The organism is Rathayibacter sp. AY1E3 (assembly GCF_002932235.1).
In the GTDB taxonomy this organism is placed as follows: domain Bacteria; phylum Actinomycetota; class Actinomycetes; order Actinomycetales; family Microbacteriaceae; genus Rathayibacter.
In genome coordinates this window covers 136,632-158,444 of the sequence record NZ_PSVN01000004.1, presented here as the reverse complement: position 1 = coordinate 158,444, position 21,813 = coordinate 136,632, and the positions used below count along the sequence as shown (strand labels likewise).

Below are 21,813 nucleotides of genomic sequence, written 5' to 3'. Positions count from 1 at the left end.
CCGCCCGGGTACCGCCTGCGGCGCGTAGGCTGGAGGAGTGATCGAGGACCTCAAGAAGCGCTCGCTGCACCGTGCCCGGATCCTGGGCGGCCAGATGCGCGGCCTCGAGCGGATGATCGAGAACGAGGACTACTGCGTGGACATCGTCACGCAGTCCCTCGCGATCCAGAAGTCGCTCGGCTCGCTCAACAAGCTCATCGTCGAGAACCACCTCCGCACGCACATCACCGCGATGTTCGAGGAGGGCGGAGACGCCCGCGAGGCGGCCATCGCCGAGCTCGTGAAGATCTTCGAGCTCTCCAACAACCGCTCGTGACCGCCGGCCTCGTCGCCGCGGCGCGGGTGCGCCCGCTGCTGCTCGACGGGGGCCTGGGCACGGAGCTGGAGGCGCAGGGCGCCGCGGTGGACTCCTCGCTCTGGAGCGCCCGGGTCCTGCTGGAGGAGCCCGGCCGGGTCGTCGCCGCGCACCGCGCCTTCGCCGAGGCGGGCGCCCGGGTCGCGGTGACCGCGAGCTACCAGGTGTCCGCGAGCGGATTCGCAGCCGCGGGGCTGGCCCCGGGCCTCGTCGAGCGCGCCCTCCGGGAGAGCGTCGACCTGGCCCGGCGCGCGCAGAGCGGCTGGGTCGCCGCCTCCGTCGGCCCTTTCGGTGCGAGCCTCGGCGACGGCTCCGAGTACCGCGGCGACGACGGCCTCACCGTCGGCGAGCTCGCCGCCTGGCACCGCCCGCGCCTGGAGACCCTGGCCGCGGCCGGGCCCGACCTGCTCGCCGTCGAGACCATCCCGTCGGTGCGGGAGGTGCGGGCCGTCGTGAAGGCCCTCGCGGGCTCCTCGGTCCCCGCCTGGATCTGCGTGAGCGGCCGTTCGGGCCGCACCGCGTCCGGCGAGCCCCTGGCCGAGGCGCTCGCCGTCGCCGCCGCCTCCGAGGAGGTCGTCGGCGTGGGAGTGAACTGCTGCCCGCCCGGCGACGTCGCCGAGGCGGTCCGCATCGCCCGCTCCGTCACCGGCAAGCTGGTCGTCGTGTACCCGAACAGCGGCGAGGAGTGGGACGCCGTCGAGCGTCGCTGGGCAGGCGACGCGGCCTTCGACCCCGCGCTGGTCGCCTCCTGGCGCGCGGCGGGAGCGGATCTGATCGGCGGCTGCTGCCGCGTGGGACCTGCGGCGATCGCTGCCCTCGGACGAAGCCTGGAGGAGGAGTCGTGACCACCCTGAGAGCCGTGCGCGGCGACCTCACCCGCGAGCACGTCGACGCGATCGTGAACGCGGCGAACTCGTCGCTCCTCGGCGGCGGCGGCGTCGACGGCGCGATCCACCGCGCGGGCGGACCGGAGATCCTCGCCGAGTGCCGCCGGCTCCGCGGGACCGAGCTGCCGGACGGTCTGCCCGCCGGCTCCGCGGTCGCCACGACCGCCGGCCGCCTCCCCGCCCGCTGGGTCGTGCACACCGTCGGTCCCGTCCACTCGCGGTCGGAGGACCGCAGCGCCGTCCTCGCCTCGGCCTACCGCGAGTCGGTGCGCACCGCCGTCGGTCTCGGTGCGCGGACGCTCGCCTTCCCGGCCGTCTCGGCGGGCGTCTACGGCTGGCCGATGGACGACGCGGCGCGCATCGCGGTGGAGACGGTCCGCGAGGCGACCGCGGACGGCGCACTCGACGAGGTCCGGTTCGTCCTCTTCTCCGCGGACGCCCTCGCGGCCTTCGAGGCCGCCCTGGCCGCGGAATGACGGAAGGGGAGCCGACCCTGCGGTCGACTCCCCCTCCACGGTGCTGCGCTAGGCCGTCTTCGGCCGCGCGAACTCGTCATAGGGCAGCGTGATCGGGCGGGTCCGCGGAGGCATCCGCACGACCGCCTCGAGCGCCGGGCCCAGTGCCTCGCGCCACGCGCGGTAGCCGTCCTCGTTGAGGTGCAGGCCGTCCGGCGAGTACTGCTCGAGCAGCCCGCCGTCCTCCCCCGCGAGCACCGGCCACAGGTCGAGGTAGCCCGCGTGCGCCGTGGGCGCGAACTGCCACAGGTGGCGGTTGATCTCGCGGATCTGCGGCGCGAACTCGTGTCCGCGCGGCAGGACCGAGGTCACCAGGATGCGCACGTCCGGGAGGTCGCGCCGGAACGTCGCGACGATCGTCTCGATGTTGCGCACGACGTGCTCCGTCGTGCGGTGCCAGGCGAGGTCGTTGGTGCCGATCAGCAGCACCACCGTGTCCGGCTCCTGCGCGACCAGCTCGGCGAGCCGCGCGACGACGTCCGCCGTGGTGGCCCCTCCGACTCCCTCGTCGACGACCGTCGACTCCGTCAGCCACTCGCCCCAGGCTCCCGCCTGGATGATGCTGTCCCCGATGAAGAGGACCTTCCCCAGCTGGAGTCCGCGCCCCGCGTCCGTACTCGACCGTTCGCTCATCGTGCTCCTCTCGTCGGCGTCCCGGGCGGCCTCGCCGCCGCCGGACCCCTCCATTGTCACCGCTGCACCCGGCGCCCGCCAGGGGAGCGCTCGTCGCCGGAGTCCGGCAGGTCGGCCGCGGTGGCCGTGATGCGGTTGGCCATGCCGTTGAAGATGATGCCGTGGAAGGGCAGGATCGCGAACCAGTAGAGCCTGCCCGCGAGGCCCTGCGGGAAGAACACCGCGCGCTGCGTGTAGACCGAGCCGCCGTCTCCGGAGGGCTCGGCGCGCATCTCGAGCCAGGCCCCGCCGGGCACCTTCATCTCGGCGCGCAGGCGCAGGAGCTTCGGCCGCTCGATCTCCTCGACGCGCCAGAAGTCGAGGGCGTCGCCGGCGTGCAGGCGCGCGGAGTCGCGGCGCCCGCGCTGCAGGCCCACTCCCCCGACGAGGCGGTCCATCCATCCGCGGATCACCCACGCGAGCGGGAAGGAGTACCAGCCGTTGGTGCCGCCGATGCCCTCGATGACGCGCCAGAGCTTGGCCGGGTCGGCCTGGGTGCGGCGCTCCTTGAGGTCCACGTAGACCGTGTGGCCGGCCCACTCCGGGTCGCTCGGCAGCGGATCGCTGGGAGCGCCGACGACCTCCGCGTTCTGCCAGCTCGTCTCGATCTCGCCCGCCTCCATCTTACCCAGCGCGAGCCGGACGGCGCGGCGGTAGGAGGTCAGCCCGCCCTCGGGGTCGGGGATGAGCGCGCGGATGTCCTGCTCGTGCACGACGCAGTCGTACTGCAGCGAGGCGATGATGGGCACCGCGAGCGAGCGCGGGATCGGCGTGACCAGGTTGACCCACTGCGAGGCCAGCCACGGGGTGAACACCGGCAGGGACGCGATCGGCCGCTGCGGGAGCCCGGCCTCGACCGCATAGCCGTTCATCATCTGGCCGTAGCGGAGCACGTCGGGCCCGCCGATGTCGAAGGTGCGGTTGAGCGTGGCGTCCTCGAGCGACGCGGAGCCGATCAGGTAGTGCAGCACGTCGCGCACGGCGATCGGCTGGATGAAGTTGCGCACCCACTGCGGCGCGGGCATGTACGGCAGCACGTCGGTGAGGTGGCGCACCATCTCGAACGAGGTCGACCCGGAGCCGATGATCACGCCCGCCTGCAGGGCGATCGTCGGCACTCCCGACTCCATCAGGATCCGGCCCACCTCCGCGCGCGAGCGGAGGTGCTTCGAGAGCTCCTGGCCCTCGGGGTGCAGGCCGCCGAGGTAGACGATGCGGCCGACGCCGGCCGACTCCGCGGCCGTGGCGACGTTGTGCGCGGCGCGGCTCTCGACCTCCTCGAAGTGGGCGTGGTCGTTGCCCGAGCCCATCGAGTGGACGAGGTAGTAGAGGACGTCGACGCCCTCGACCGCGGCCTCCAGCGACTCCGGATCGCCGAGATCGCCCTGGGCGACCTCGACCTCCTCCGCCCACGGCACGTCGACCAGCTTGCGCGGGTCGCGCACCAGGACGCGCACCCGGAAGCCCGCCTCGAGGAGGCGCGGCGTCAGCCGGCCGCCGATGTAGCCGGTCGCGCCGGTGACGAGCGCGAGGGGGCGCGCCGAGTCGGAGGGGGTTTCGCTCATGCGGCCACGGTACGCCGATGGCCCCGGGACCTCTCCCGCTGGTGCGGGCCCGCGGCCCCTGCTAGGCGGCGGCCGGCATCCCGCTCAGTCGATGCCGAGGACCTCGCGGACCTGCACCACGTCGTGGTTCATCTGGCGGATGAGGGGCTCGACGCCCTCGTAGGCGACCTGGCCGCGGATCCGGCCGACGAACGCCACGTCGACCACGCGGTCGTAGAGGTCGAGGGTGTCGAGCGTCTGGTCGAGCACGTACGCCTCGACCTGCTTGGGCGGCACTCCGACGAAGGTCGGGTTGCTGCCGACCGAGATCGCGGCGGGATGCGTGACGCCGTCGGTGGTGAGCCGGCCCGCGTAGACGCCGTCGGCCGGGATCAGGCCCTGCGACTGCGGCGAGAGGTTCGCGGTCGGGAAGCCCAGCTCGCGGCCGCGCTTCGCTCCGTGCACGACCACGCCGCGGACGACGGGCTCGTGCCCGAGCAGGCGCGTCGCGTGCTCCACGTCGCCCTCGGCCAGCAGCTCGCGGATCCAGGTGGAGGAGACGCGGCGGCCGTCCTCGGGCCGCACGTCGTCGATCAGCACCACCTCGAATCCGTGCTGCCCGCCGAGCACGCGCAGCAGGTCGACGTCGCCCGCTCCCCGGGCGCCGAAGCGGAAGTCGGAGCCGACGAGGACCACACGGGCCTCGAGCGCCTCCACCAGCACCTGCTCGACGAACTGCTCGGGTGAGAGCGCCCGGAACGCCTCGTCGAAGGTGAGCAGCAGCGTCGCGTCCACGCCGGTCCCGGCGAGGAGCTCGAGCTTCTGCTCGTTGCCGACCAGGACGGGCGGGCACTTCTCCGGCGCGATCACGCTGAGCGGATTGCGGTCGAAGGTGACGACGACGGCGGCGAGCCCCTGCTCGCGGGCCCGCTCGTGCAGCCGGCCGATGACGGCCCGATGCCCGGAGTGGACGCCGTCGAACTTGCCGATCGTGACGGCGGAGGGTCCGATCCCGGCCAGGTCGCCGGGGCGGGTCTCGACGCGCATCAGGCGGCCGCCCGGGCCGTGCGCCGCCCCTGCGCGCGGAGCCACCAGAGGCCGAGCACGGGCAGGACGAGCGGGATCAGCAGGTAGCCGGCGCCGAAGGCCGCCCACACCGTCGACTGGCGCCCGAACGGGTCGGCGCTCGCGAGCCCGAGGAGCTGCGGAGCGAGGAGGCTGAGCGCGCCGACCACGAGCACGCCCACCAGCTCGAAGGTGATCGTCACCCACGCGACCCGCTGCCAAGCGCGGCCCGGGACGATCAGGGCGACCGTCGCGACGATGTACACGACGGCCGAGAGCGCCGAGAGCGAGAACGCCAGCGGCGCCTCGTCGAACCGGTCGATGATCTGGAAGACGGAGCGCCCCGTCGCGGCGAGCGCGAGGATCCCGTAGACCACGACCAGGAGGCTGCCGATCCCGCGCGAGCGGGCGGAACGGATCGGCTCTCCGCTCCCGGGGGCCGAGGGGACTGAGGGGTCGTGAGCGGCCCGTCCGGACGCATCGCTGGCTGGTTTCGACATCGCACGTCCATGCTAGGCGCTCGCCGGGCCGGGCCCGGTGGCGGGCCCGATCAGGCGCTCTGGAAGAACCAGATCTGGTGCATCCGGTAGACCATGACCGCGATCGAGAGGCAGGCGACGCCCAGGATCACGGTGCTCCAGCGGCTCCGCTCGATGAGCGCCCAGAACCCGGCAGCGAGCGGCAGGAGCAGCGCCGAGATCAGGTAGATGTAGTACTCCGGCAGGCTCCCCGACGGGCGGTTGCCGACCAGCGGCGACACGATCGCGACCGCCAGCTGGACGATCAGCAGCAGCTCGACGATCGCCGTCGCGCCGACCGAGACGTCCGAGGGACGGCGGGCGAGCAGCCCGAGCACGAGGCAGAGCAGGCCGGCCGCGACGGCGATCCCCACCTGGAGGATCGTGAACCACTCGATCACGAGGCGGCCGTCCGCAGGTCCTCGGTCGGGAAGTTGACGACGCTCTTGAGCTGGGTGCCGCGCCGCTCGGCGAGGCCGATCAGCCGCTCCCCCGGGCCGACCGCGGCGAGGAGGCCCTTCGCGCCCGCCACCGCCTCCGGGGCCGGGATGCGCTTGCCGTTCGCGAGATCGCCCGCCTCCTGGGCGTCGAGGCGCAGCAGGGGGAACAGCTCGCCCGCCACGAGCGTCGGCGGCAGGAGCGCGGCGGGGACGTCGAGCTCGTCGATCTCGCCGGCCTGGGCCACGGAGAAGGGGCCGACCGCGGTGCGCCGCAGCGCGGTCAGGTGGCCGCCGACTCCGAGGGACGCGCCCAGGTCGCGGGCGAGCGCGCGGATGTAGGTGCCGGAGGAGCAGGTGACGCGCACGTCCAGGTCGAGGAACCCCTCGACCTGGCGGCTCGCCAGGACGGCGAACTCCGAGACGGTCACGGGGCGGGAGGCGAGCACGACCTCCTCGCCGTCGCGGGCGCGGGCGTAGGCGCGGCGGCCGTCCACCTTGATCGCGCTGACCGTGCTCGGGACCTGCTCGATCGCTCCGGTGAGGGCCGCGATCGCGTCGGACACCGACTCCGGGGCGAGGGCCGCGACGAGGGCGGGCTCCGCCGAGGCGAGCACCTCGCCCTCCTGGTCGTCGGTGGTGGTGGAGGAGCCCAGCCGGATCGTCGCCTCGTACTGCTTGTCGAGGCCGACGAGGTAGGTGAGCAGGCGCGTCGAGGGGCCGAGACCGAGGATCATCAGCCCGGTCGCCATCGGATCGAGCGTCCCCGCGTGGCCGACCTTGCGGGTCCCCGCGCGGCGGCGGGTCCGCGAGACGAGGTCGTGGCTGGTGATGCCGCCGGGCTTGTCCAGCAGGAGGATCCCGTTCGGAGCCGGGGCGGGGGTCTCGAGCACGGGTGCGAGGATACACGGACGGATCGGGAGTACCCCCGGGGTGGAGCCGGAGCCCTCGCCCGCCCGTCCTAGGCTGTCCGGATGAGGATCGCAGTACTCGGAGCAGGCGCCGTCGGCGGCACCATCGCCGCCCTTCTCGACCGCGCCGGGCACGACGTCGAGGTCACCGCCCGAGGCGACCACCTCACCGCGATCCGCCGGTCGGGGATCCGGCTCGACGGGGCGTGGGGCGAGCACACCGCCTGGGTCCGCTGCGGCGAGTCCCTCGACCTCGTGCCCGATCTCGCCTTCGTCTGCACGAAAGCGCAGGACGCCGAGGACGCGCTGCGCACCAACCGCCGCACGGTCGACGGCACCCTCGTCGTCGTCGTCCAGAACGGACTGGACGGACTCACCGCGGCGGCCCGGCAGGTGCGCGACGCCCGGCTCGTGGGTGCTCTCGCCCTCTTCGCCGCGAGCCACCTCGAACCCGGCCGCGTCACCGTCACGGCTCCTGCCACGACCACGCTCGGCGTCCCCGGCCGCCCGGCCGACGACGACGTGCGCCGAGCCGCCGCCGTGCTCGGCGAGGCGGTCCCCACCGCCGTCACCGACGACTTCACCGGAGCGCAGTGGACGAAGCTGCTGATCAACGAGGTCAACGCCCTGCCCGCGATCACCGGGCTCTCGGTCCAGGAGACGATCGACGATCCGGGGCTGCGGCGCGTCCTCGCCCGGTCGATGCGCGAGGCCGCCCGGACGGGCCTCGCGTCGGGCGTCCGCTTCGGCTCGCTGCAGGGACTCTCGAACACGTCCGTCCGCGCCCTGGCCGCCGCTCCCCTGCCCCTGGTCGAGCTGCTCCCCCGCCGGATGGCCGCGCGGATGGGCGAGGTGCCGAACCCCGGGTCGACGCTGCAGAGCGTCCGCCGCGGAGTGCCGAGCGAGATCGACCACCTGGCCGGGGCCGTGGTCCGCACCGCTCACCGCGGCGGGCGCGAGGCACCGGTCAACCAGCTGCTGGTCGACCTGGTGCACGAGGTCGAGCGGGCGGGCGCCTTCGTGCCGCCGGCGGAGGTCGTGCGCCGCGCCGCCCTGGTCTGAGCCCGCGGCCCTGTCGGACGGACGCCGCCCGCGGCGGCGGCCTCCGTCCCGAGGCTCAGCAGGAGTCGGCGAAGAGGCGCCGGGGCTGCTCCGGATCGCGGACGTCGACGAGGATCCCCGCCAGCCGGCGCGGGTCCGTCGTGGCGCGGTACGCCGCGTCCACCGGCGGCTCCTGCGTGTCGAGGCGGATGCTGGCGCTCCACGCTCCGCGCAGCTCCGGCCGGAGGGCGAACTCGCCGTCGACGAGCAGCACCGCGTCGCGGCCGGCGGTCCGCCAGCGCGCCTGCCGCGCCTCGTCGCGCACCGCGTCGAAGCCCGCGAGCACGAACCCGGTGCTGCCGCCGAGGGTGAACGGATCGAGCAGCACGCGGCGCAGGAGCTCGTAGTCGTACCCGGCCGCGTAGGAGCGCTGCTCCTCGGGCACGGCGGGGTCGTCCCGATCGGCGCGGGGACGTCGGAAGTCGGCGAGGTGCGCGACGATCGCGTCCTTGCCGGCCCGGCGGAGCGCCTCCGCGAGGTCGACCGCGAACGCCGCGCTCACCGCGGGGTCGTCGCCGTCGATCCCGACCTTGACCCGTCCGCGCCCGTAGTTGTGCAGCACCTCCGCCGCGAGAGCGTCGAGCACATCGGCCTTCTGCGGAGCCCACCTGGTCATCCGCCCACGATACGCGCCGCCGCCTAGTGTGGGCTGATGCCCTCCGACCCTCTCGCCGACGCGATCACCGCCTGGTTCCGCACGAGCGCCCGCGACCTGCCGTGGCGCCGCGAGGGCTTCCCCGCCTGGGGCACGCTCGTCAGCGAGTTCATGCTGCAGCAGACCCCGGTGGTCCGCGTCGTCCCGCGTCTGGCGGAGTGGCTGGAGCGCTGGCCGACACCCTCCGCACTCGCCGCCGTCCCGCCCGGCGAGGCGGTGCGCGCCTGGCAGTCCCTGGGGTACCCGCGGCGGGCCCTGCGCCTGCACGCCTGCGCCGTGGCGATCGCCGAGGAGCACGGCGACGTGGTCCCCGACGACGTCGAGACCCTCCTCGCGCTGCCCGGCATCGGCGACTACACCGCCCGCGCCATCGCCGTGTTCGCCTACGGGAGGCGGCACCCCGTGGTCGACACCAACGTCCGCCGGGTCCTCGCGCGCGCGGTCGACGGAGCGGCGGAGCCCGGTCCGCCCCGCACGAGGGCCGACCTCGCTGCGATGTCGGCGCTGCTGCCCGAGTCGCTCTCCGAGGCGGCGGCCTTCAACGCGGGCGCGATGGAGCTGGGGGCGGTCGTCTGCACCGCCCGCGCTCCGCGCTGCGACGAGTGCCCGATCCGCGACCTCTGCCGCTGGCGGGCGGAGGGGTACCCCGAGCACACCGGGCCCGTGAAGGCGAAGCAGAAGCGGTTCGAGGGCTCGGACCGCCAGGTCCGCGGCCTCATCCTCGCCGAGCTGCGCGCCGCGCACGGCCCGGTCACCGCGGCCGAGGTGGAGTCTCTCTGGCCGGACGCCGACCAGCGCGGTCGCGCCCTGGCCGGGCTCCTCGCCGACGGCCTGGCGACGGGGGGCCCGGAGGACGGCTACCTCCTCCCCGGCTCCTGAGGGCCCGTCGACCGCCGTCCGCGTCGGAGGAGGCGGGTAGGGTCGGCGCCGTGACCGGTCGCCGCCTCCGCCTCCCCCGCCCCGACGCCGCCGTCGAGCGCGCCCTCGACGTCGACCTCGCCCTGGACGTCCAGCGCGCCCTCGCCGCGGTCCGCGTCGAGAACGACCTGCCCGGCCCGTTCCCGCCGGCCGCGCTGGCCGAGGCCGAGCACGCGGACGCCGGAGCGGACGACGAGGACCGCATCGACCGGACGGACCTCCCCTTCGTGACGATCGACCCGCCCGGCTCGCTCGACCTGGACCAGGCCCTCCACCTGGAGCGCACGTCGGAGGGCGTCGTCCTCCGCTACGCCATCGCGGACGTGCCCGCGGTCGTCCGCACCGGCGGAGCGCTCGACGCCGAGACGCGCCGCCGCGGCCAGACCTACTACCTCCCGGACGGCCGCGTCCCGCTGCACCCCGCGGTCCTCTCCGAGGGGACCGCGTCGCTCCTGCCGGACGAGACGCGCCGAGCGCTGGTCTGGACGCTGACCCTCGACGAGCGGGCGGAGCCGCGCTCGGTGCACCTCGAGCGGGCGCTCGTGCGCAGCGTGGCCCGGCTCGACTACGAGGGCGTGCAGCGCAGCGTCGACGCGGGCGATCCGCACCCCTCCCTCGCCCTCCTCCCCTGGTTCGGACGCGAGCGCCTGGCGCGGGAGGCCGAGCGCGGAGGAGCGAGCCTGACGCTGCCCGAGGAGGAGATCGTCGCCGCCGACGGCGGCTACCGGGTCGAGCGCCGCGCTCCCCTGGCCGTCGAGGGCTGGAACGCCCAGGTCTCGCTGCTGACCGGTATGGCGGCGGCGACGATGATGCTCGACGCGGGGGTGGGCATCCTCCGGACCATGCCCGAGGCCGACCCCGCCACCGTCGCGGCCTTCCGCTCCCGAGCCGCGGCGCTCGGCGTCCCGTGGCCCGAGGAGGAGGCCTACGGCGCCTACCTGCGCCGCCTCGACACCGCCGACCCCGCCCAGCTCGCCATCATGTACGCCGCGGCGAGCCTGTTCCGCGGCGCCGGCTACACCGCCTTCGACGGCGCCCCGCCGGAGCATCCCGAGCAGGCGGCTCTCGCCGCGCCGTACGCGCACGTCACCGCGCCGCTGCGGCGCCTGGTCGACCGGTTCGGCCTCGCCGTCTGCCTCGCGGTGTCCCGCGGCGGAACGATCCCGTCGCAGCTGCGCGAGGCGCTGCCCCTGCTCCCGCCGCTCCTCGCCGCGAGCGACCGTCGGGCCGGAGCCGCCTCCCGTGCGGCGACCGCGATCGTCGAGGCCGCCGTCCTCCGAGGCCGCGAAGGAGCCTCCTTCAGCGGGATCGTCGTCTCCTCGGCGCGCACCCGCTCCTCGGTCCAGCTGCTCGACCCGGAGATCACCGTCGACGTCCCGGCCCCGCTCACGCCGGGAGCCCGTGTCGTCGTCGTCCTGAAATCGGTCGACGTCGCCACGGGCTCCGCGGTGTTCGGGCTCGGCGCCTAGTCCTCGTCGTCCTCGCGGGGCTTCACATAGGGGTCGGCCTCGCCGGCGTAGTCCGCCTGAGCGGCGAGCGACTGCACCTGCGAGTCCTGGCTGCGCGCGGCGGCGAGCAGATCCTCGATGTGCTTCGCGTTCTCGGGCACCGCGTCGAGGATGAACTCGAGCGACGGCGTGAGCCGGGACGTGATGTTCCTGCCCACCTCGGTGCGGAGCATTCCGGTGGCGGCCTTCAGGGCCGCGGCCGAATCGGCGCGCTCCTCGTCGGTGCCGTAGACCGTGTAGAACACCGAGGCGTGCTGCAGGTCGCCGGTCACCTGGACATCGGTGATGGTGACGAAGCCGAGGCGCGGGTCGCGGAGACCGCGCTCGAGCCGCTTCGCGACGATCACCTGGATACGTTCGGCGAGCTTCCTCGCCCGGGCCGGATCTGCCATGGCTGGTCCTCACATCTCTCTCGGCGAACCGTTCAGCTCGCCATTCAACCACTCTCCGCCCGGACGACCGGTCGCGTCCGAGGGGGCCTTGCTTCTGGGGCGTGATGCCCCTCGACCGCGCGTCTGCGACGGCGCGGGTGGGGTGACTTCTCGCGGCTCCCTGATCCTCGGGGACCGGGGTGGGAAGGCTCAGGTGCTGGATCGGGAGCCGGACGTCGCCCGCAGGCGCGCTGCTCGCGAGCTGCTCGTTCAGCGGGCGCACCCGCCGAGACAGGAGCGCCTGATCGGGGTCGGTCTCCCGCACCCGGGGGTGCGGAAGCGCCCGCTGGAGGGTGCGCACCTCCGGGACACGGGCGGCCCCCGATTCCTCCCGCAGGGCGCGAGAGGACGAGAGTCCCCTCCCGATCCCGCACGAACAACGCCGTGAGACGCCGGAAGGCCCGGGCGGACCCGGGCCTTCCAGTGGAGCGGATCAGCCTCGCGGCTTCTCCTTCATCTCGATCGTCTCGATCTCGTCGCCGATCTGGATGTCGTTGTACTTTCCGAGTCCGATACCGGCCTCGTAGTCCGTACGGACCTCCGTGACGTCGTCCTTGAAGCGACGCAGCGACTCGATGGCCAGGTTGTCCCCGACCACGACGCCGTCACGGATGACGCGCGCCTTCGAGTTGCGGGTGATCGTGCCGGAGCGGACGATGACACCCGCGATGTTGCCGAACTTGGAGGAGCGGAACACCTCGCGGATCTCGGCGACACCGGACTGGACCTCCTCGAACTCGGGCTTGAGCATGCCCGTGAGCGAGTTCTCGACCTCTTCGATCGCGTTGTAGATGACCGAGTAGAAGCGGATGTCCACTCCTTCTCGAGCAGCGCGCTCGCGGGCCTTCGGGTCGGGGCGGACGTTGAAGCCCACGATGATCGCGTTGTCGATCGTCGCGAGGTTGACGTCCGACTCCGTGATCGCACCGACACCGCGGTGGATGATGCGCAGCTGCACCGAGTCGTCGACCTCGATCTTGACGAGCGACTCCTCCAGCGCCTCGACGGCACCGGACACGTCGCCCTTGATGATGAGGTTGAGCGACTCGACCTTGCCCTCCTCGAGAGCACGGGTGAAGTCCTCGAGCGAGATGCGCTTGCGGGCCTTGGCCAGCAGGGCGTTGCGCTGAGCGGCTTCGCGCTTCTCGGCGATCTGACGGGCCGTGCGGTCCTCCTCGGTGACGAGGAAGGTGTCGCCGGCGCGGGGCACGGACGAGAGTCCCTGCACCTGCACCGGACGCGACGGCACGGCTTCGAGGACGGCGTTGCCGTTCTCGTCCGCCATCGCACGGACGCGGCCGTAGGCCGTTCCGGCGACGATCGCGTCTCCGACGCGCAGCGTTCCCGACTGGATGAGCACGGTCGCGACCGCACCGCGTCCCTTGTCGAGCTTCGCCTCGATCGCGACTCCGCGCGCCTCCTTGTTGGGGTTGGCGCGCAGGTCGAGACCGGCGTCCGCGGTGAGCAGCACGGCGTCCAGGAGGTCCTGGATGCCGGTGCCCGCGCGAGCCGACACGTCGACGAACATGACGTCTCCGCCGTACTCCTCGGCGACGAGCCCGAACTCGGTGAGCTGCTGGCGCACCTTGGCCGGGTTGGCGTCGGGCTTGTCCACCTTGTTCACCGCGACCACGATCGGCACGTTGGCCGCCTGGGCGTGATTCAGCGCCTCGATGGTCTGCGGCATGATGCCGTCGTCCGCCGCGACCACGAGGATCGCGATGTCCGTGACCTGGGCACCGCGGGCTCGCATGGCGGTGAACGCCTCGTGACCCGGGGTGTCGATGAAGGTGATCGGGCGCTCGATGCCCTCGTGCTCCGCGACGACCTGGTACGCACCGATGTGCTGCGTGATGCCGCCCGCCTCGCCGGCGACGACGTTGGCGTTGCGGATCGCGTCGAGCAGGCGCGTCTTTCCGTGGTCGACGTGACCCATGACGGTGACGACCGGCGGACGGATCTCGAGGTCCTCGTCCGTCTCGTCGTCGAGCTCCTGCTCGAGGTCGAGACCGAAGCCCTCGAGGAGCTCCTTGTCCTCGTCCTCGGGCGAGACGACCTGGATCTTGAAGCCGAGCTCGGAGCCGAGCACCTCGAAGGTGGCCTCGTCGAGCGACTCGGTCGCCGTCGCCATCTCGCCGAGGGCGAAGAGGACGGTGACCAGGTTGCCGGGGGGCACCGGCACGCCGGTCATGGCCTCGATCTTGTCGGCGAAGTCCGAGATCGACGCGCCGCGGCGCAGACGGATGACCGTCCTGCCGTCGCCGCGGGGGACGCTGACGCCGCCGAGCGACGGGGCCTCCCTGAGCTCGAACTCCTGACGCTTCGTGCGCTTGGACTTCCGGGCCTTGCTCTTGCCGCCGCCGCGACCGAAGGCTCCTGCGGTTCCACCGCCGGGGCCGCGACCGCGACCGCCACCGCCACCGGGACGCGGGGCGAAGCCGCCACCGGCACCGGGAGCGCCGCCGGGGCGCTGGAAGCCGCCGCCGGCCGGACGACCGGCACCGCCGGGACGTCCTGCTCCGCCGCCGGGTCCGCCGGGACGCTGGCCGAAGCCGGCGGGGCGCTGGCCCATGCCGGGTCCGCCGGGTCGGGGCGCGCCGGGGCGCGGAGCAGCCGGGCGGGGGATGTTGCCCGGGGTCGGACGCGATCCCATGCCCTGCGAGCTGGCGAAGGGGTTGTTGCCGGGGCGCGGGGCGGCGGGACGCTGTCCCATGCCCTGGTTGCTGGCGAACGGGTTGTTGCCCGGACGCGGGGTGCCGCCGGGGCGGTTGGAGCCGCCCGAGGCGCCGCCGGGGCGCGGGGTGTTCGCGGCGGGAGCCGGACGCGGGGTCACGGGCTTGGGTCCGCCGGGGGTCGCGCCGGACGCCGGCTTCTCGGCGGCGGCCGGAGCCGCGGGGGCCTCGGTCGGAGCCGGAGCGACGGCCTCGGCGGGCGCGTCCTTGGCTGCCTGGGCGCGCTGAGCGGCCGCGGCCTCCTGGGCGGCCTGAGCCTGGGCCTGGCGCTCGGCGACCGACATCGGCGGTGCCGGCGCCGGAGCGGGCGGCTTGGCCGGTCCGGGCGTGGGCGCGGACGGACGCGCGCCGGAGGGGCGCGGGGCCCCGGGACGGGCGCCGGCGGCGGGGGCGGCCGGGGTCGCCGACGCTCCCGCGGAGGAACCGCCCTGGCCCTGGAGGGCCTGGCGGAGCTTGCGCGCCACCGGGGGTTCGATGCTCGAGGACGGGCCCTTGACGAACTCGCCGAGCTCCTTCAACTTCGCAAGTGCGACCTTGCTATCGACACCCAGTTCGGATGCGATCTCGTGTACGCGTGGTTTTGCCACTTCTCTCCTGTCTTGGGCCTGCACCCAAGACGGGGGCAGGCGTCACGAACGGACGGGTCTCATTTCGAGCCGCTCATCAGTCTTCGCTCATGATCAGTTCACGGGCCGTTCTGCCTGTTCTCTATGGTGTGATCGTGCGCTGCTCCGGCCCCTCCGGTCGAGGGGCCGAGCCGGTCGGATCGTGCGATGTACTGCTCCAGCTCGCTCGCGTCCACGCTCTCGCGCGTCCGGAACGCTCTTCCGAACGCGCGGCGCTTGACCGCGAGCTCGTAGCAGTCGGCTGTGTCGTGGAGCCACGCTCCCCGACCAGGACGGACGGCACGCGGGTCTACCGCGAGGACGTTCGAGTGGAGGACCAGCCTCAGAAGAGAGGCCCGGGGGGCGCGCAGACGGCAGCCGACGCACGTTCTGACGGCTTCCACTCTACTCCCTCCCCTCCGGGACCGCTCCCCCGCACGGCCGATGCTCGGGGATCACTCCCCGTCCATCACCGAATCGGGCTGGATGTCGATCTTCGCGCCGGTCAGCTTGGCGGCGAGGCGGGCGTTCTGGCCCTCCTTGCCGATGGCGAGCGAGAGCTGGTAGTCGGGGACGAGCGCCCGGACGGCCTTGAGGCTCTGGTCGATCACGAACGCGCTGGTCACCTTGGCGGGCGAGAGCGCGCTGGCGACGAAGGTCGGCAGGTCGGAGGAGTAGTCGACGATGTCGATCTTCTCGTTGTTGAGCTCGGCGGTCACCGCGCGCACGCGCTGGCCGAGCTCGCCGATGCAGGCGCCCTTGGCGTTCACGCCGGGCTCGGTCGCGCGCACCGCGATCTTGGTGCGGTGGCCCGCCTCGCGGGCGAGGGAGACGATCTCCACCACGCCGGACGCGATCTCGGGGACCTCGAGTGCGAACAGCTTGCGCACCAGCGACGGGTGGGTGCGGGACACCTGGACCGACGGGCCCTTGGGTCCGCGGCCGACGCTCGTGACGTAGACGCGGATGCGGCGTCCGTGGCTGTAGTCCTCGCCGGGCACCTGCTCCTCGGGCGAGAGGATCGCCTCGATGGAGCCGAGGTCGACGTGGATCATCCGCGGGTTGGGGCCCTGCTGGATGACGCCGGCGACGATGTCGCCCTCGCGGCCCTTGAACTCGCCGAGCACGTGCTCGTCGGCGATGTCGCGCAGGCGCTGGTTGATGACCTGCTTCGCGGCGAAGGCGGCGATGCGGCCGAAGTCGCGCGGGGAGTCCTCGGCCTCGCCCACGACGGCGCCCTCCTCGTCGAGCTCGGGCACGAAGACCGAGACGTGACCGGTCTTGCGGTCGAGGTGCACTCGCGCGTCGACGGCGGTGGCCTTGTCGGCGTCGTCGGCCTGGCCGATGTGCTTGAGGTAGGCGGTCAGGATCGCCTGCTCGATGATCTGCACGAGTTCCTCGAAGGGGATCTCGCGCTCGCGCTCCATGAGTCGCAGAACGCTCAGGTCGATGTCCACGGGCGGGCCTTTCTCTCTATTCACTTGGATGCCGCGGTGGTGACCGCGGTCGTTCGCCTGCCGGGCTCTCACCCGGATCAGCCCTCAAGGGTACCCGACGCGGCCCGGGGTTCCACCCGCGGATCCTGCCGACGCACGGAGGGCCCCGCCTGCCACGGGAAGCGGTGGCGGGGCCCTCGGCGTGTCGGGTCTAGGCGCCCAGCCGGGCGAGCGCCTCGGCGACCGGGATCTGCTCGCGCTCGCCGGACCGGCGGTCCCACAGCTCGACGATCCCGTCGGCCGCTCCTCGGCCCGCGATGACGATCACGGGCACCCCGATCAGCTCGGCGTCGCCGAACTTGACGCCGGGCGAGACCTTCGGGCGGTCGTCGATCAGCACGTCGCGGCCGGCGGCCTCGAGGGAGGCGCCGACCGACTCGGCGAGCTCGAGAGCGGCCGCGTCCTTGCCGGTCGCGATGACGTGCACGTCGAACGGCGCGACGTTCGCGGGCCAGAGCAGTCCTCGGTCGTCGTGGGTGGCCTCGGCGATGATGGCGAGGATGCGGGTCACGCCGATGCCGTAGGAGCCCATCGTGACGGTGACGAGCTTCCCGTTCTCGTCGAGCACCTTCAGCCCGAGGACGTCGGCGTACTTGCGGCCGAGCTGGAAGACGTGGCCGATCTCCATGCCGCGGGCGGTCTCGATCGGGCCCGAGCCGTCGGGCGCCTCGTCGCCGGTGCGGACGTCCGCGACCTCGACGGTGGCGTCGCCGTGGAAGTCGCGGCCGGCGACCAGGTCGAGGACGTGCTGCCCGGAGACGTTGGCCCCGGTGATCCAGGCGGTGCCGTCGACCACGCGCGGGTCGAGCAGGTAGCGGACGCCGGTCGCCGACTCCTCGCCCAGGACGGCTCCCTCGGCCGACCAGGGTCCGATGTAGCCCTTGACCAGTCCGGGGTGCTTCGCGAAGTCCTCCGCCGTGGCGGCCTCGACCTCGGCCGGGGCGAAGGCCACCTCGGCGCGCTTGAGGTCGACGTCGCGGTCACCGGGCAGGCCGACGATCACGAGCTCGCGGGTGCCGTCGAGCGCGGTGAGCGCGAGGACGACGTTCTTCAGGGTGTCGGCGGCGGTCCAGGCGCGGCCGTCGGGGCGGGGCTGCGTCGCGTTCGCCAGGTCGACCAGGGTCTGGATGGTCGGGGTGTCGGGCGAGTCGAAGACGCGCGCCTCGGGCAGGCCCTCGACGGGCAGCGCCGCGGGGACGGGCGTGCGGTACGCCTCGACGTTCGCCGCGTACCCTCCCGCCGACCGGACGAAGGTGTCCTCGCCGACGGGGGTGGGGTGCAGGAACTCCTCGCTCCGGGAGCCGCCCATCGCTCCGGCGTCGGCCTGCACGATCACGTACTCCAGGCCCAGGCGGGCGAAGATCCGCTCGTAGGCGTCGCGCTGGCGCTGGTAGCTCGCGTCGAGGCCGGCGTCGGTGTAGTCGAAGGAGTACGCGTCCTTCATCGTGAACTCGCGGCCGCGCAGGAGGCCCGCGCGGGGCCGCGCCTCGTCCCGGTACTTGTCCTGGATCTGGTAGATCGACAGGGGCAGGTCCTTGTAGGAGGAGTAGAGGTCCTTCACGAGCAGCGTGAAGAACTCCTCGTGCGTGGGAGCCAGCATGTAGTCGGCGTCCTTGCGGTCCTTCAGGCGGAACACGCCGTCGCCGTACTCGGTCCAGCGGCCCGAGAGCTCGTAGGGCTCGCGGGGCAGGAGCGCGGGGAAGTGCACCTCCTGGGCGCCGGCCGCCTTCATCTCCTCGTGGATGATCCGCTCGATGCGGCGCTTGACGCGCAGGCCCAGCGGCAGCCAGGCGAAGACGCCGGGCGCCTGACGGCGGATGTAGCCCGCGCGGACGAGGAGGCGGTGGCCCGCGACCTCGGCGTCGGCGGGATCCTCCCGGAGCGTGCGGACGAACAGATGCGAGAGACGGGTGACCACGAGGGACGATCCTATCCGCTGCGCTCTCCCGGCTCGCGAGGGCGCCGGGAGCCTCAGTCGGGGATCCGCGAGAAGACGACCGCTCCGCCCGTGCCGTCCAGCAGCACGTCGTCGGGGGTGCCGCCGATCGTCATCGGGCCGGAGAGGAGCGCCCGGAGCCGGATGGCCTCGGGGCTCGGCGTGTCGGAGCAGGTGTCGGATCCGGTCACCTCGTCGCCGGGGACCAGCACGCCGTCGTCGATCCGGTAGGCGGCGCTGACCACGAGGCAGCCCGTGCCGACGACCAGGGTCGGCGCACCCCCGACGCTCTCCGAGCGAAGGCGGACGCGGGCGTCCTCGACCCAGGCCGTGTACGGGGTCTCCCCCTCGGCCGCGGTCAGCACCCAGCGGTCGCAGCCGAAGGGGTCCTGCGGGGTGCGGCTGTCGATGCACTCGCCGGCCTCGGAGGACGGGCCGCTGCGGAGCGCGGCGACACCGGAGGCGAGGAGCGCGGCGGCGACGACCACGAGCGCGAGGCGCAGTGCGGGGCGGACCACGCCGATCCGCCCCGCGCCGTCAGTTCGCGCCGACGGTGACGACCGGGGCTCCGGTCGAGGTGTCGTCGGCCGGCATCTCGGCGGCCAGGCGGTTGGCCTCCTCGATGAGGGTCTGGACGATCTCGGCCTCGGGGACGGTCTTGATGACCTCGCCCTTGACGAAGATCTGGCCCTTGCCGTTGCCGGAGGCGACGCCCAGGTCGGCCTCGCGGGCCTCGCCGGGTCCGTTGACGACGCAGCCCATGACGGCGACGCGCAGCGGGACGCTCATGCCCTCGAGGCCGGCGGTGACGTCGTTGGCGAGCGTGTAGACGTCGACCTGCGCGCGGCCGCAGCTGGGGCAGGAGACGATCTCGAGCTTGCGCTCGCGGAGGTTCAGCGACTGGAGGATCTGCAGGCCGACCTTGACCTCCTGCGCGGGCGGGGCCGAGAGGGACACGCGGATGGTGTCGCCGATGCCCTCGCCGAGGAGGATGCCGAAGGCGGTGGCGGACTTGATGGTCCCCTGGAATTCGGGGCCGGCCTCGGTGACGCCGAGGTGGAGGGGCCAGTCGCCGCGCTCGGCGAGCTGGCGGTAGGCCTTCACCATGACGACGGGGTCGTTGTGCTTGACCGAGATCTTGAAGTCGTGGAAGTCGTGCTCCTCGAAGAGACTGGCCTCCCAGACGGCGCTCTCGACGAGGGCCTCGGGGGTGGGCTTGCCGTACTTCTGCAGGATGCTCGGCTCGAGCGAGCCGGCGTTGACGCCGATGCGGATCGAGACGCCGGCGGCCTTCGCGGCGGCGGCGATCTTGCCGACCTGGTCGTCGAACTTGCGGATGTTGCCGGGGTTCACGCGGACCGCGGCGCAGCCGGCGTCGATCGCGGCGTAGACGTAGTTGGGCTGGAAGTGGATGTCGGCGATGACCGGGATCTGGCTCTTCTTGGCGATGATCGGCAGCGCCTCCGCGTCGTCGCGGCTCGGCACCGCGACGCGGACGATGTCGCAGCCGGACGCGGTGAGCTCGGCGATCTGCTGGAGGGTCGCGTTGATGTTCGTCGTCGGTGTGGTGCACATCGACTGGACGCTGACCTGCGCGTCACCGCCCACGAGCACCTTGCCCACCTTGATCTGGCGGGACTTGCGGCGGGGGGCGAGGGTCATGGGGACCTTGGGAAGACCCAGATTCACTGCTGGCACGCGCCCCATCGTACGCGCGCCGCGGGACCCCTCGTCCGCTCGCCGCACCTTCCCAGCCGCCGCCCCTCCTGCGCGCCTCGGAACCCGTCCACCGCACCTGCTCTCAGCCCGAGACCGCACGACGATCCGCGGTCGCCTCGCTCCCGAGCCGAACCGCCGATCCCGTCCGAGCGATTCACCGCAGACGCTGCCAGCCCGCTCCCTTCACAGAGCGGACCGCGCCACGCCGGTCAGCGACCGCCCTGCCACCCGCGAGGCGAACGGGTGAATCGCGTCCCAGCGATTCGCCCTAGCCGCCTGCGGCCCGCTCCACCCACGCCCCACCCCGAGAAGCCGACCGCGCCACGCCGGGCGAGGCCCGGCGTGGAATCCAACTCAGAACAGCGTGATCGGCTTGACGATGTCGGCGTAGATGAGGAGGGCGCTCATGCCGCCGAGGACGAGGACGACGACGTAGGTGAGCGGGAGCAGGCGGGCGATGTCGACGGGGCCGGGGTCGCGGCGTCCGAAGAGCTTGGCGATCCGGCGGCGCAGGCCCTCCCAGAGGGCGCCGGCGATGTGGCCGCCGTCCATGGGGAGCAGCGGCACCAGGTTGAAGACGAGGAGGGCGACGTTGAGCGAGGCGAGGACGCCGACCATCGTCTGCACCTTGGACACGACGGGGAGCTGGTCGGAGGCGGCGATCTCGCCCGCGATCCGGCCCACTCCGACGACGCTGATCGGGCCGTTGGCGTCGCGCGCCTCCGAGCCGAACGCCGCCTGGGCGACGTCGATGAGGCGCTGCGGCAGGTTGAGGATGACGTGGGCGACGCTGGTGATGTTCGACCAGACCGTCTCGGGCACCGCGGTGATCGGCTGCTGCGCGAGGGCCGACGTGGGCGAGATGCCGATGAAGCCGACCGTCTGCGTCTCGATCGCACCGGAGGCGTCGGTGACGGGGGCGCCGTTCGCGTCGGTCACCGCGACCTCGTTCTCGGCGGGGGTGATCGTGAGGGTCAGCGGCGCGCCGTCGCGCTGGACGGACACGCTGAGCGGGACGCCCGCGGAGCGCTGGATGATCGGGGTCAGGTCGTTCCAGGTGCTCACCGGAGTGCCGTCGATCGCCGTGATCGTGTCGCCCGGCAGCAGGCCGGCCGCGGCTCCGGGTGCCAGCGGGTCGTCGGCGGTGCAGGTCGCGGTCGCGCGCTGCGACTCCGGGACCACGCACTGCGAGACCGCGGCGAGGGTGCTGGTGCTCTGCGGGATCCCGATGCCGCAGAGGAGGACGGTGAAGAGGACCGTGGCGATCACGAGGTTCATGAAGGGGCCGCCGGCCATGACGATCACGCGCTTCCACACGGGGAGCCGGTAGAACGCGCGATGGTCCTCGCCGTCGCCGATCGTCTCGGCGCTGGCGGCACGGGCCTCGTCGATCATCGTGGCGTAGGCGCCGCGCCGGGGCTCCTCGAGCTGGGCCTCGGAGGACGCCAGGCCGTTGAAGAAGCCTGTGCTCGACTCCGTGGGCCGGTCCCCCGGGTGCTTCGGCGGGTACATGCCGATCATGGCGATGTAGCCGCCGAGCGGGATCGCCTTGACGCCGTACTCCGTCTCGCCTCGGCGCCGGGAGAAGAGGGTCGGCCCGAACCCGATCATGTACTGCGTGACCTTGACCCCGAACAGCTTGGCGGGGAGGAGGTGCCCGACCTCGTGCAGGGCGATGGAGAGGGCGACGCCGACGGCGATGATGACGACGCCGAGGACGAAGAGCAGCACGGATTCCACCGACACACTGTAGGCCGGGCCCGCCCGTCCACGCTGGGGTGCGCCTGCACGGATCCGATGAACTCCGC

At 73.1% G+C, this 21,813-nt stretch carries 21 protein-coding genes; 6 read left to right on the top strand and 15 right to left on the bottom strand.

Annotated elements, in window-relative coordinates; translation table 11 throughout:
• Positions 1-37: 37 nt before the first annotated feature.
• From C5C53_RS05050 to C5C53_RS05040, 3 genes are read left to right on the top strand one after another with little or no spacing between them, the layout of a single operon-like run.
• A complete protein-coding gene (locus C5C53_RS05050) occupies positions 38-316 on the top strand; it encodes a metal-sensitive transcriptional regulator (protein WP_104223062.1) in 279 nt (92 codons plus the stop codon).
• Positions 313-1,200, top strand: coding sequence for a homocysteine S-methyltransferase (gene mmuM / locus C5C53_RS05045; protein ID WP_104266982.1), 888 nt, complete (start codon positions 313-315; stop codon positions 1,198-1,200). Before C5C53_RS05050 ends, mmuM begins: the two co-directional genes overlap by 4 nt.
• Positions 1,197-1,718 (top strand): O-acetyl-ADP-ribose deacetylase, encoded by a 522-nt coding sequence (locus C5C53_RS05040; protein ID WP_104225600.1) that lies wholly within the window; start codon positions 1,197-1,199, stop codon positions 1,716-1,718. The genes mmuM and C5C53_RS05040 overlap by 4 nt, the downstream gene beginning before the upstream one ends.
• Before the next feature lie 48 nt (positions 1,719-1,766).
• Here the strand turns inward: C5C53_RS05040 and C5C53_RS05035 are convergent, their stop codons facing one another.
• The 6 genes from C5C53_RS05035 to truB all read right to left on the bottom strand — a co-directional run bounded on the left by C5C53_RS05035 (position 1,767) and on the right by truB (position 6,886).
• Entirely contained in the window at positions 1,767-2,390 is a 624-nt protein-coding gene (locus tag C5C53_RS05035; RefSeq protein WP_104225671.1) for a GDSL-type esterase/lipase family protein, read from the bottom strand.
• 56 nt (positions 2,391-2,446) lie between these two features.
• On the bottom strand, positions 2,447-3,994 hold the full coding sequence (locus tag C5C53_RS05030; protein ID WP_104266981.1) for an SDR family oxidoreductase: 1,548 nt from the start codon (positions 3,992-3,994) through the stop codon (positions 2,447-2,449).
• Between the two features lie 84 nt (positions 3,995-4,078).
• The gene (locus C5C53_RS05025; protein WP_104267021.1) at positions 4,079-5,020 is read right to left on the bottom strand and encodes a bifunctional riboflavin kinase/FAD synthetase; all 942 of its coding nucleotides are present in this window, start codon (positions 5,018-5,020) and stop codon (positions 4,079-4,081) included.
• Entirely contained in the window at positions 5,020-5,538 is a 519-nt protein-coding gene (locus C5C53_RS05020; protein ID WP_258075374.1) for a hypothetical protein, read from the bottom strand. The genes C5C53_RS05025 and C5C53_RS05020 overlap by 1 nt, the downstream gene beginning before the upstream one ends.
• Positions 5,539-5,588: 50 nt before the next feature.
• Positions 5,589-5,957 carry a hypothetical protein gene (locus C5C53_RS05015; RefSeq protein ID WP_104223058.1) on the bottom strand — a complete coding sequence of 123 codons (369 nt, stop codon included), beginning with the start codon at positions 5,955-5,957 and terminating at the stop codon, positions 5,589-5,591.
• Positions 5,954-6,886, bottom strand: a complete 933-nt coding sequence (gene truB, locus C5C53_RS05010) for a tRNA pseudouridine(55) synthase TruB (RefSeq protein WP_104262544.1) — start codon at positions 6,884-6,886, stop codon at positions 5,954-5,956. The genes C5C53_RS05015 and truB overlap by 4 nt, the downstream gene beginning before the upstream one ends.
• A gap of 81 nt (positions 6,887-6,967) precedes the next feature.
• On the opposite strand from truB, the gene C5C53_RS05005 reads away from it, so the two are divergent.
• Positions 6,968-7,966, top strand: coding sequence for a ketopantoate reductase family protein (locus C5C53_RS05005; RefSeq protein ID WP_104249600.1), 999 nt, complete (start codon positions 6,968-6,970; stop codon positions 7,964-7,966).
• A 55-nt stretch (positions 7,967-8,021) separates the two neighbouring features.
• On the opposite strand, the gene C5C53_RS05000 is transcribed toward C5C53_RS05005, so the two are convergent.
• Entirely contained in the window at positions 8,022-8,621 is a 600-nt protein-coding gene (locus C5C53_RS05000) for a hypothetical protein (RefSeq protein WP_146084642.1), read from the bottom strand.
• Positions 8,622-8,657: 36 nt separating this feature from the next.
• Between C5C53_RS05000 and C5C53_RS04995 the strand changes: the two genes are divergently transcribed.
• Together C5C53_RS04995 and C5C53_RS04990 are read left to right on the top strand one after the other, a co-directional pair.
• Entirely contained in the window at positions 8,658-9,539 is an 882-nt protein-coding gene (locus C5C53_RS04995; RefSeq protein WP_104266979.1) for an A/G-specific adenine glycosylase, read from the top strand.
• Positions 9,540-9,589: 50 nt separating this feature from the next.
• Entirely contained in the window at positions 9,590-11,047 is a 1,458-nt protein-coding gene (locus tag C5C53_RS04990; RefSeq protein ID WP_258075373.1) for an RNB domain-containing ribonuclease, read from the top strand.
• Here the strand turns inward: C5C53_RS04990 and rbfA are convergent.
• The 8 genes from rbfA to C5C53_RS04950 all read right to left on the bottom strand — a co-directional run bounded on the left by rbfA (position 11,044) and on the right by C5C53_RS04950 (position 21,745).
• Positions 11,044-11,478, bottom strand: coding sequence for a 30S ribosome-binding factor RbfA (gene rbfA / locus C5C53_RS04985; RefSeq protein ID WP_104223052.1), 435 nt, complete (start codon positions 11,476-11,478; stop codon positions 11,044-11,046). The two genes, C5C53_RS04990 and rbfA, sit on opposite strands and share 4 nt — an antisense overlap.
• Before the next feature lie 472 nt (positions 11,479-11,950).
• Positions 11,951-14,836, bottom strand: coding sequence for a translation initiation factor IF-2 (infB, locus tag C5C53_RS04980; protein WP_104266978.1), 2,886 nt, complete (start codon positions 14,834-14,836; stop codon positions 11,951-11,953).
• A gap of 98 nt (positions 14,837-14,934) precedes the next feature.
• Positions 14,935-15,258: a YlxR family protein gene (locus C5C53_RS04975; RefSeq protein WP_104225593.1), complete on the bottom strand. Its 324-nt coding sequence runs from the start codon at positions 15,256-15,258 to the stop codon at positions 14,935-14,937.
• A gap of 51 nt (positions 15,259-15,309) precedes the next feature.
• A complete protein-coding gene (nusA, locus tag C5C53_RS04970; protein WP_104225180.1) occupies positions 15,310-16,311 on the bottom strand; it encodes a transcription termination factor NusA in 1,002 nt (333 codons plus the stop codon).
• A 190-nt stretch (positions 16,312-16,501) separates the two neighbouring features.
• Positions 16,502-18,268 carry a proline--tRNA ligase gene (locus tag C5C53_RS04965; RefSeq protein WP_104266977.1) on the bottom strand — a complete coding sequence of 589 codons (1,767 nt, stop codon included), beginning with the start codon at positions 18,266-18,268 and terminating at the stop codon, positions 16,502-16,504.
• Positions 18,269-18,321: 53 nt separating this feature from the next.
• Positions 18,322-18,804 carry a hypothetical protein gene (locus C5C53_RS04960; protein WP_104266976.1) on the bottom strand — a complete coding sequence of 161 codons (483 nt, stop codon included), beginning with the start codon at positions 18,802-18,804 and terminating at the stop codon, positions 18,322-18,324.
• Between the two features lie 19 nt (positions 18,805-18,823).
• Positions 18,824-19,984 carry a flavodoxin-dependent (E)-4-hydroxy-3-methylbut-2-enyl-diphosphate synthase gene (ispG, locus tag C5C53_RS04955; protein ID WP_173244694.1) on the bottom strand — a complete coding sequence of 387 codons (1,161 nt, stop codon included), beginning with the start codon at positions 19,982-19,984 and terminating at the stop codon, positions 18,824-18,826.
• Positions 19,985-20,359: 375 nt separating this feature from the next.
• Complete coding sequence (locus C5C53_RS04950; protein WP_258061194.1) at positions 20,360-21,745, bottom strand: RIP metalloprotease; 1,386 nt, start codon at positions 21,743-21,745, stop codon at positions 20,360-20,362.
• Between the last annotated feature and the right edge of the window lie 68 nt (positions 21,746-21,813).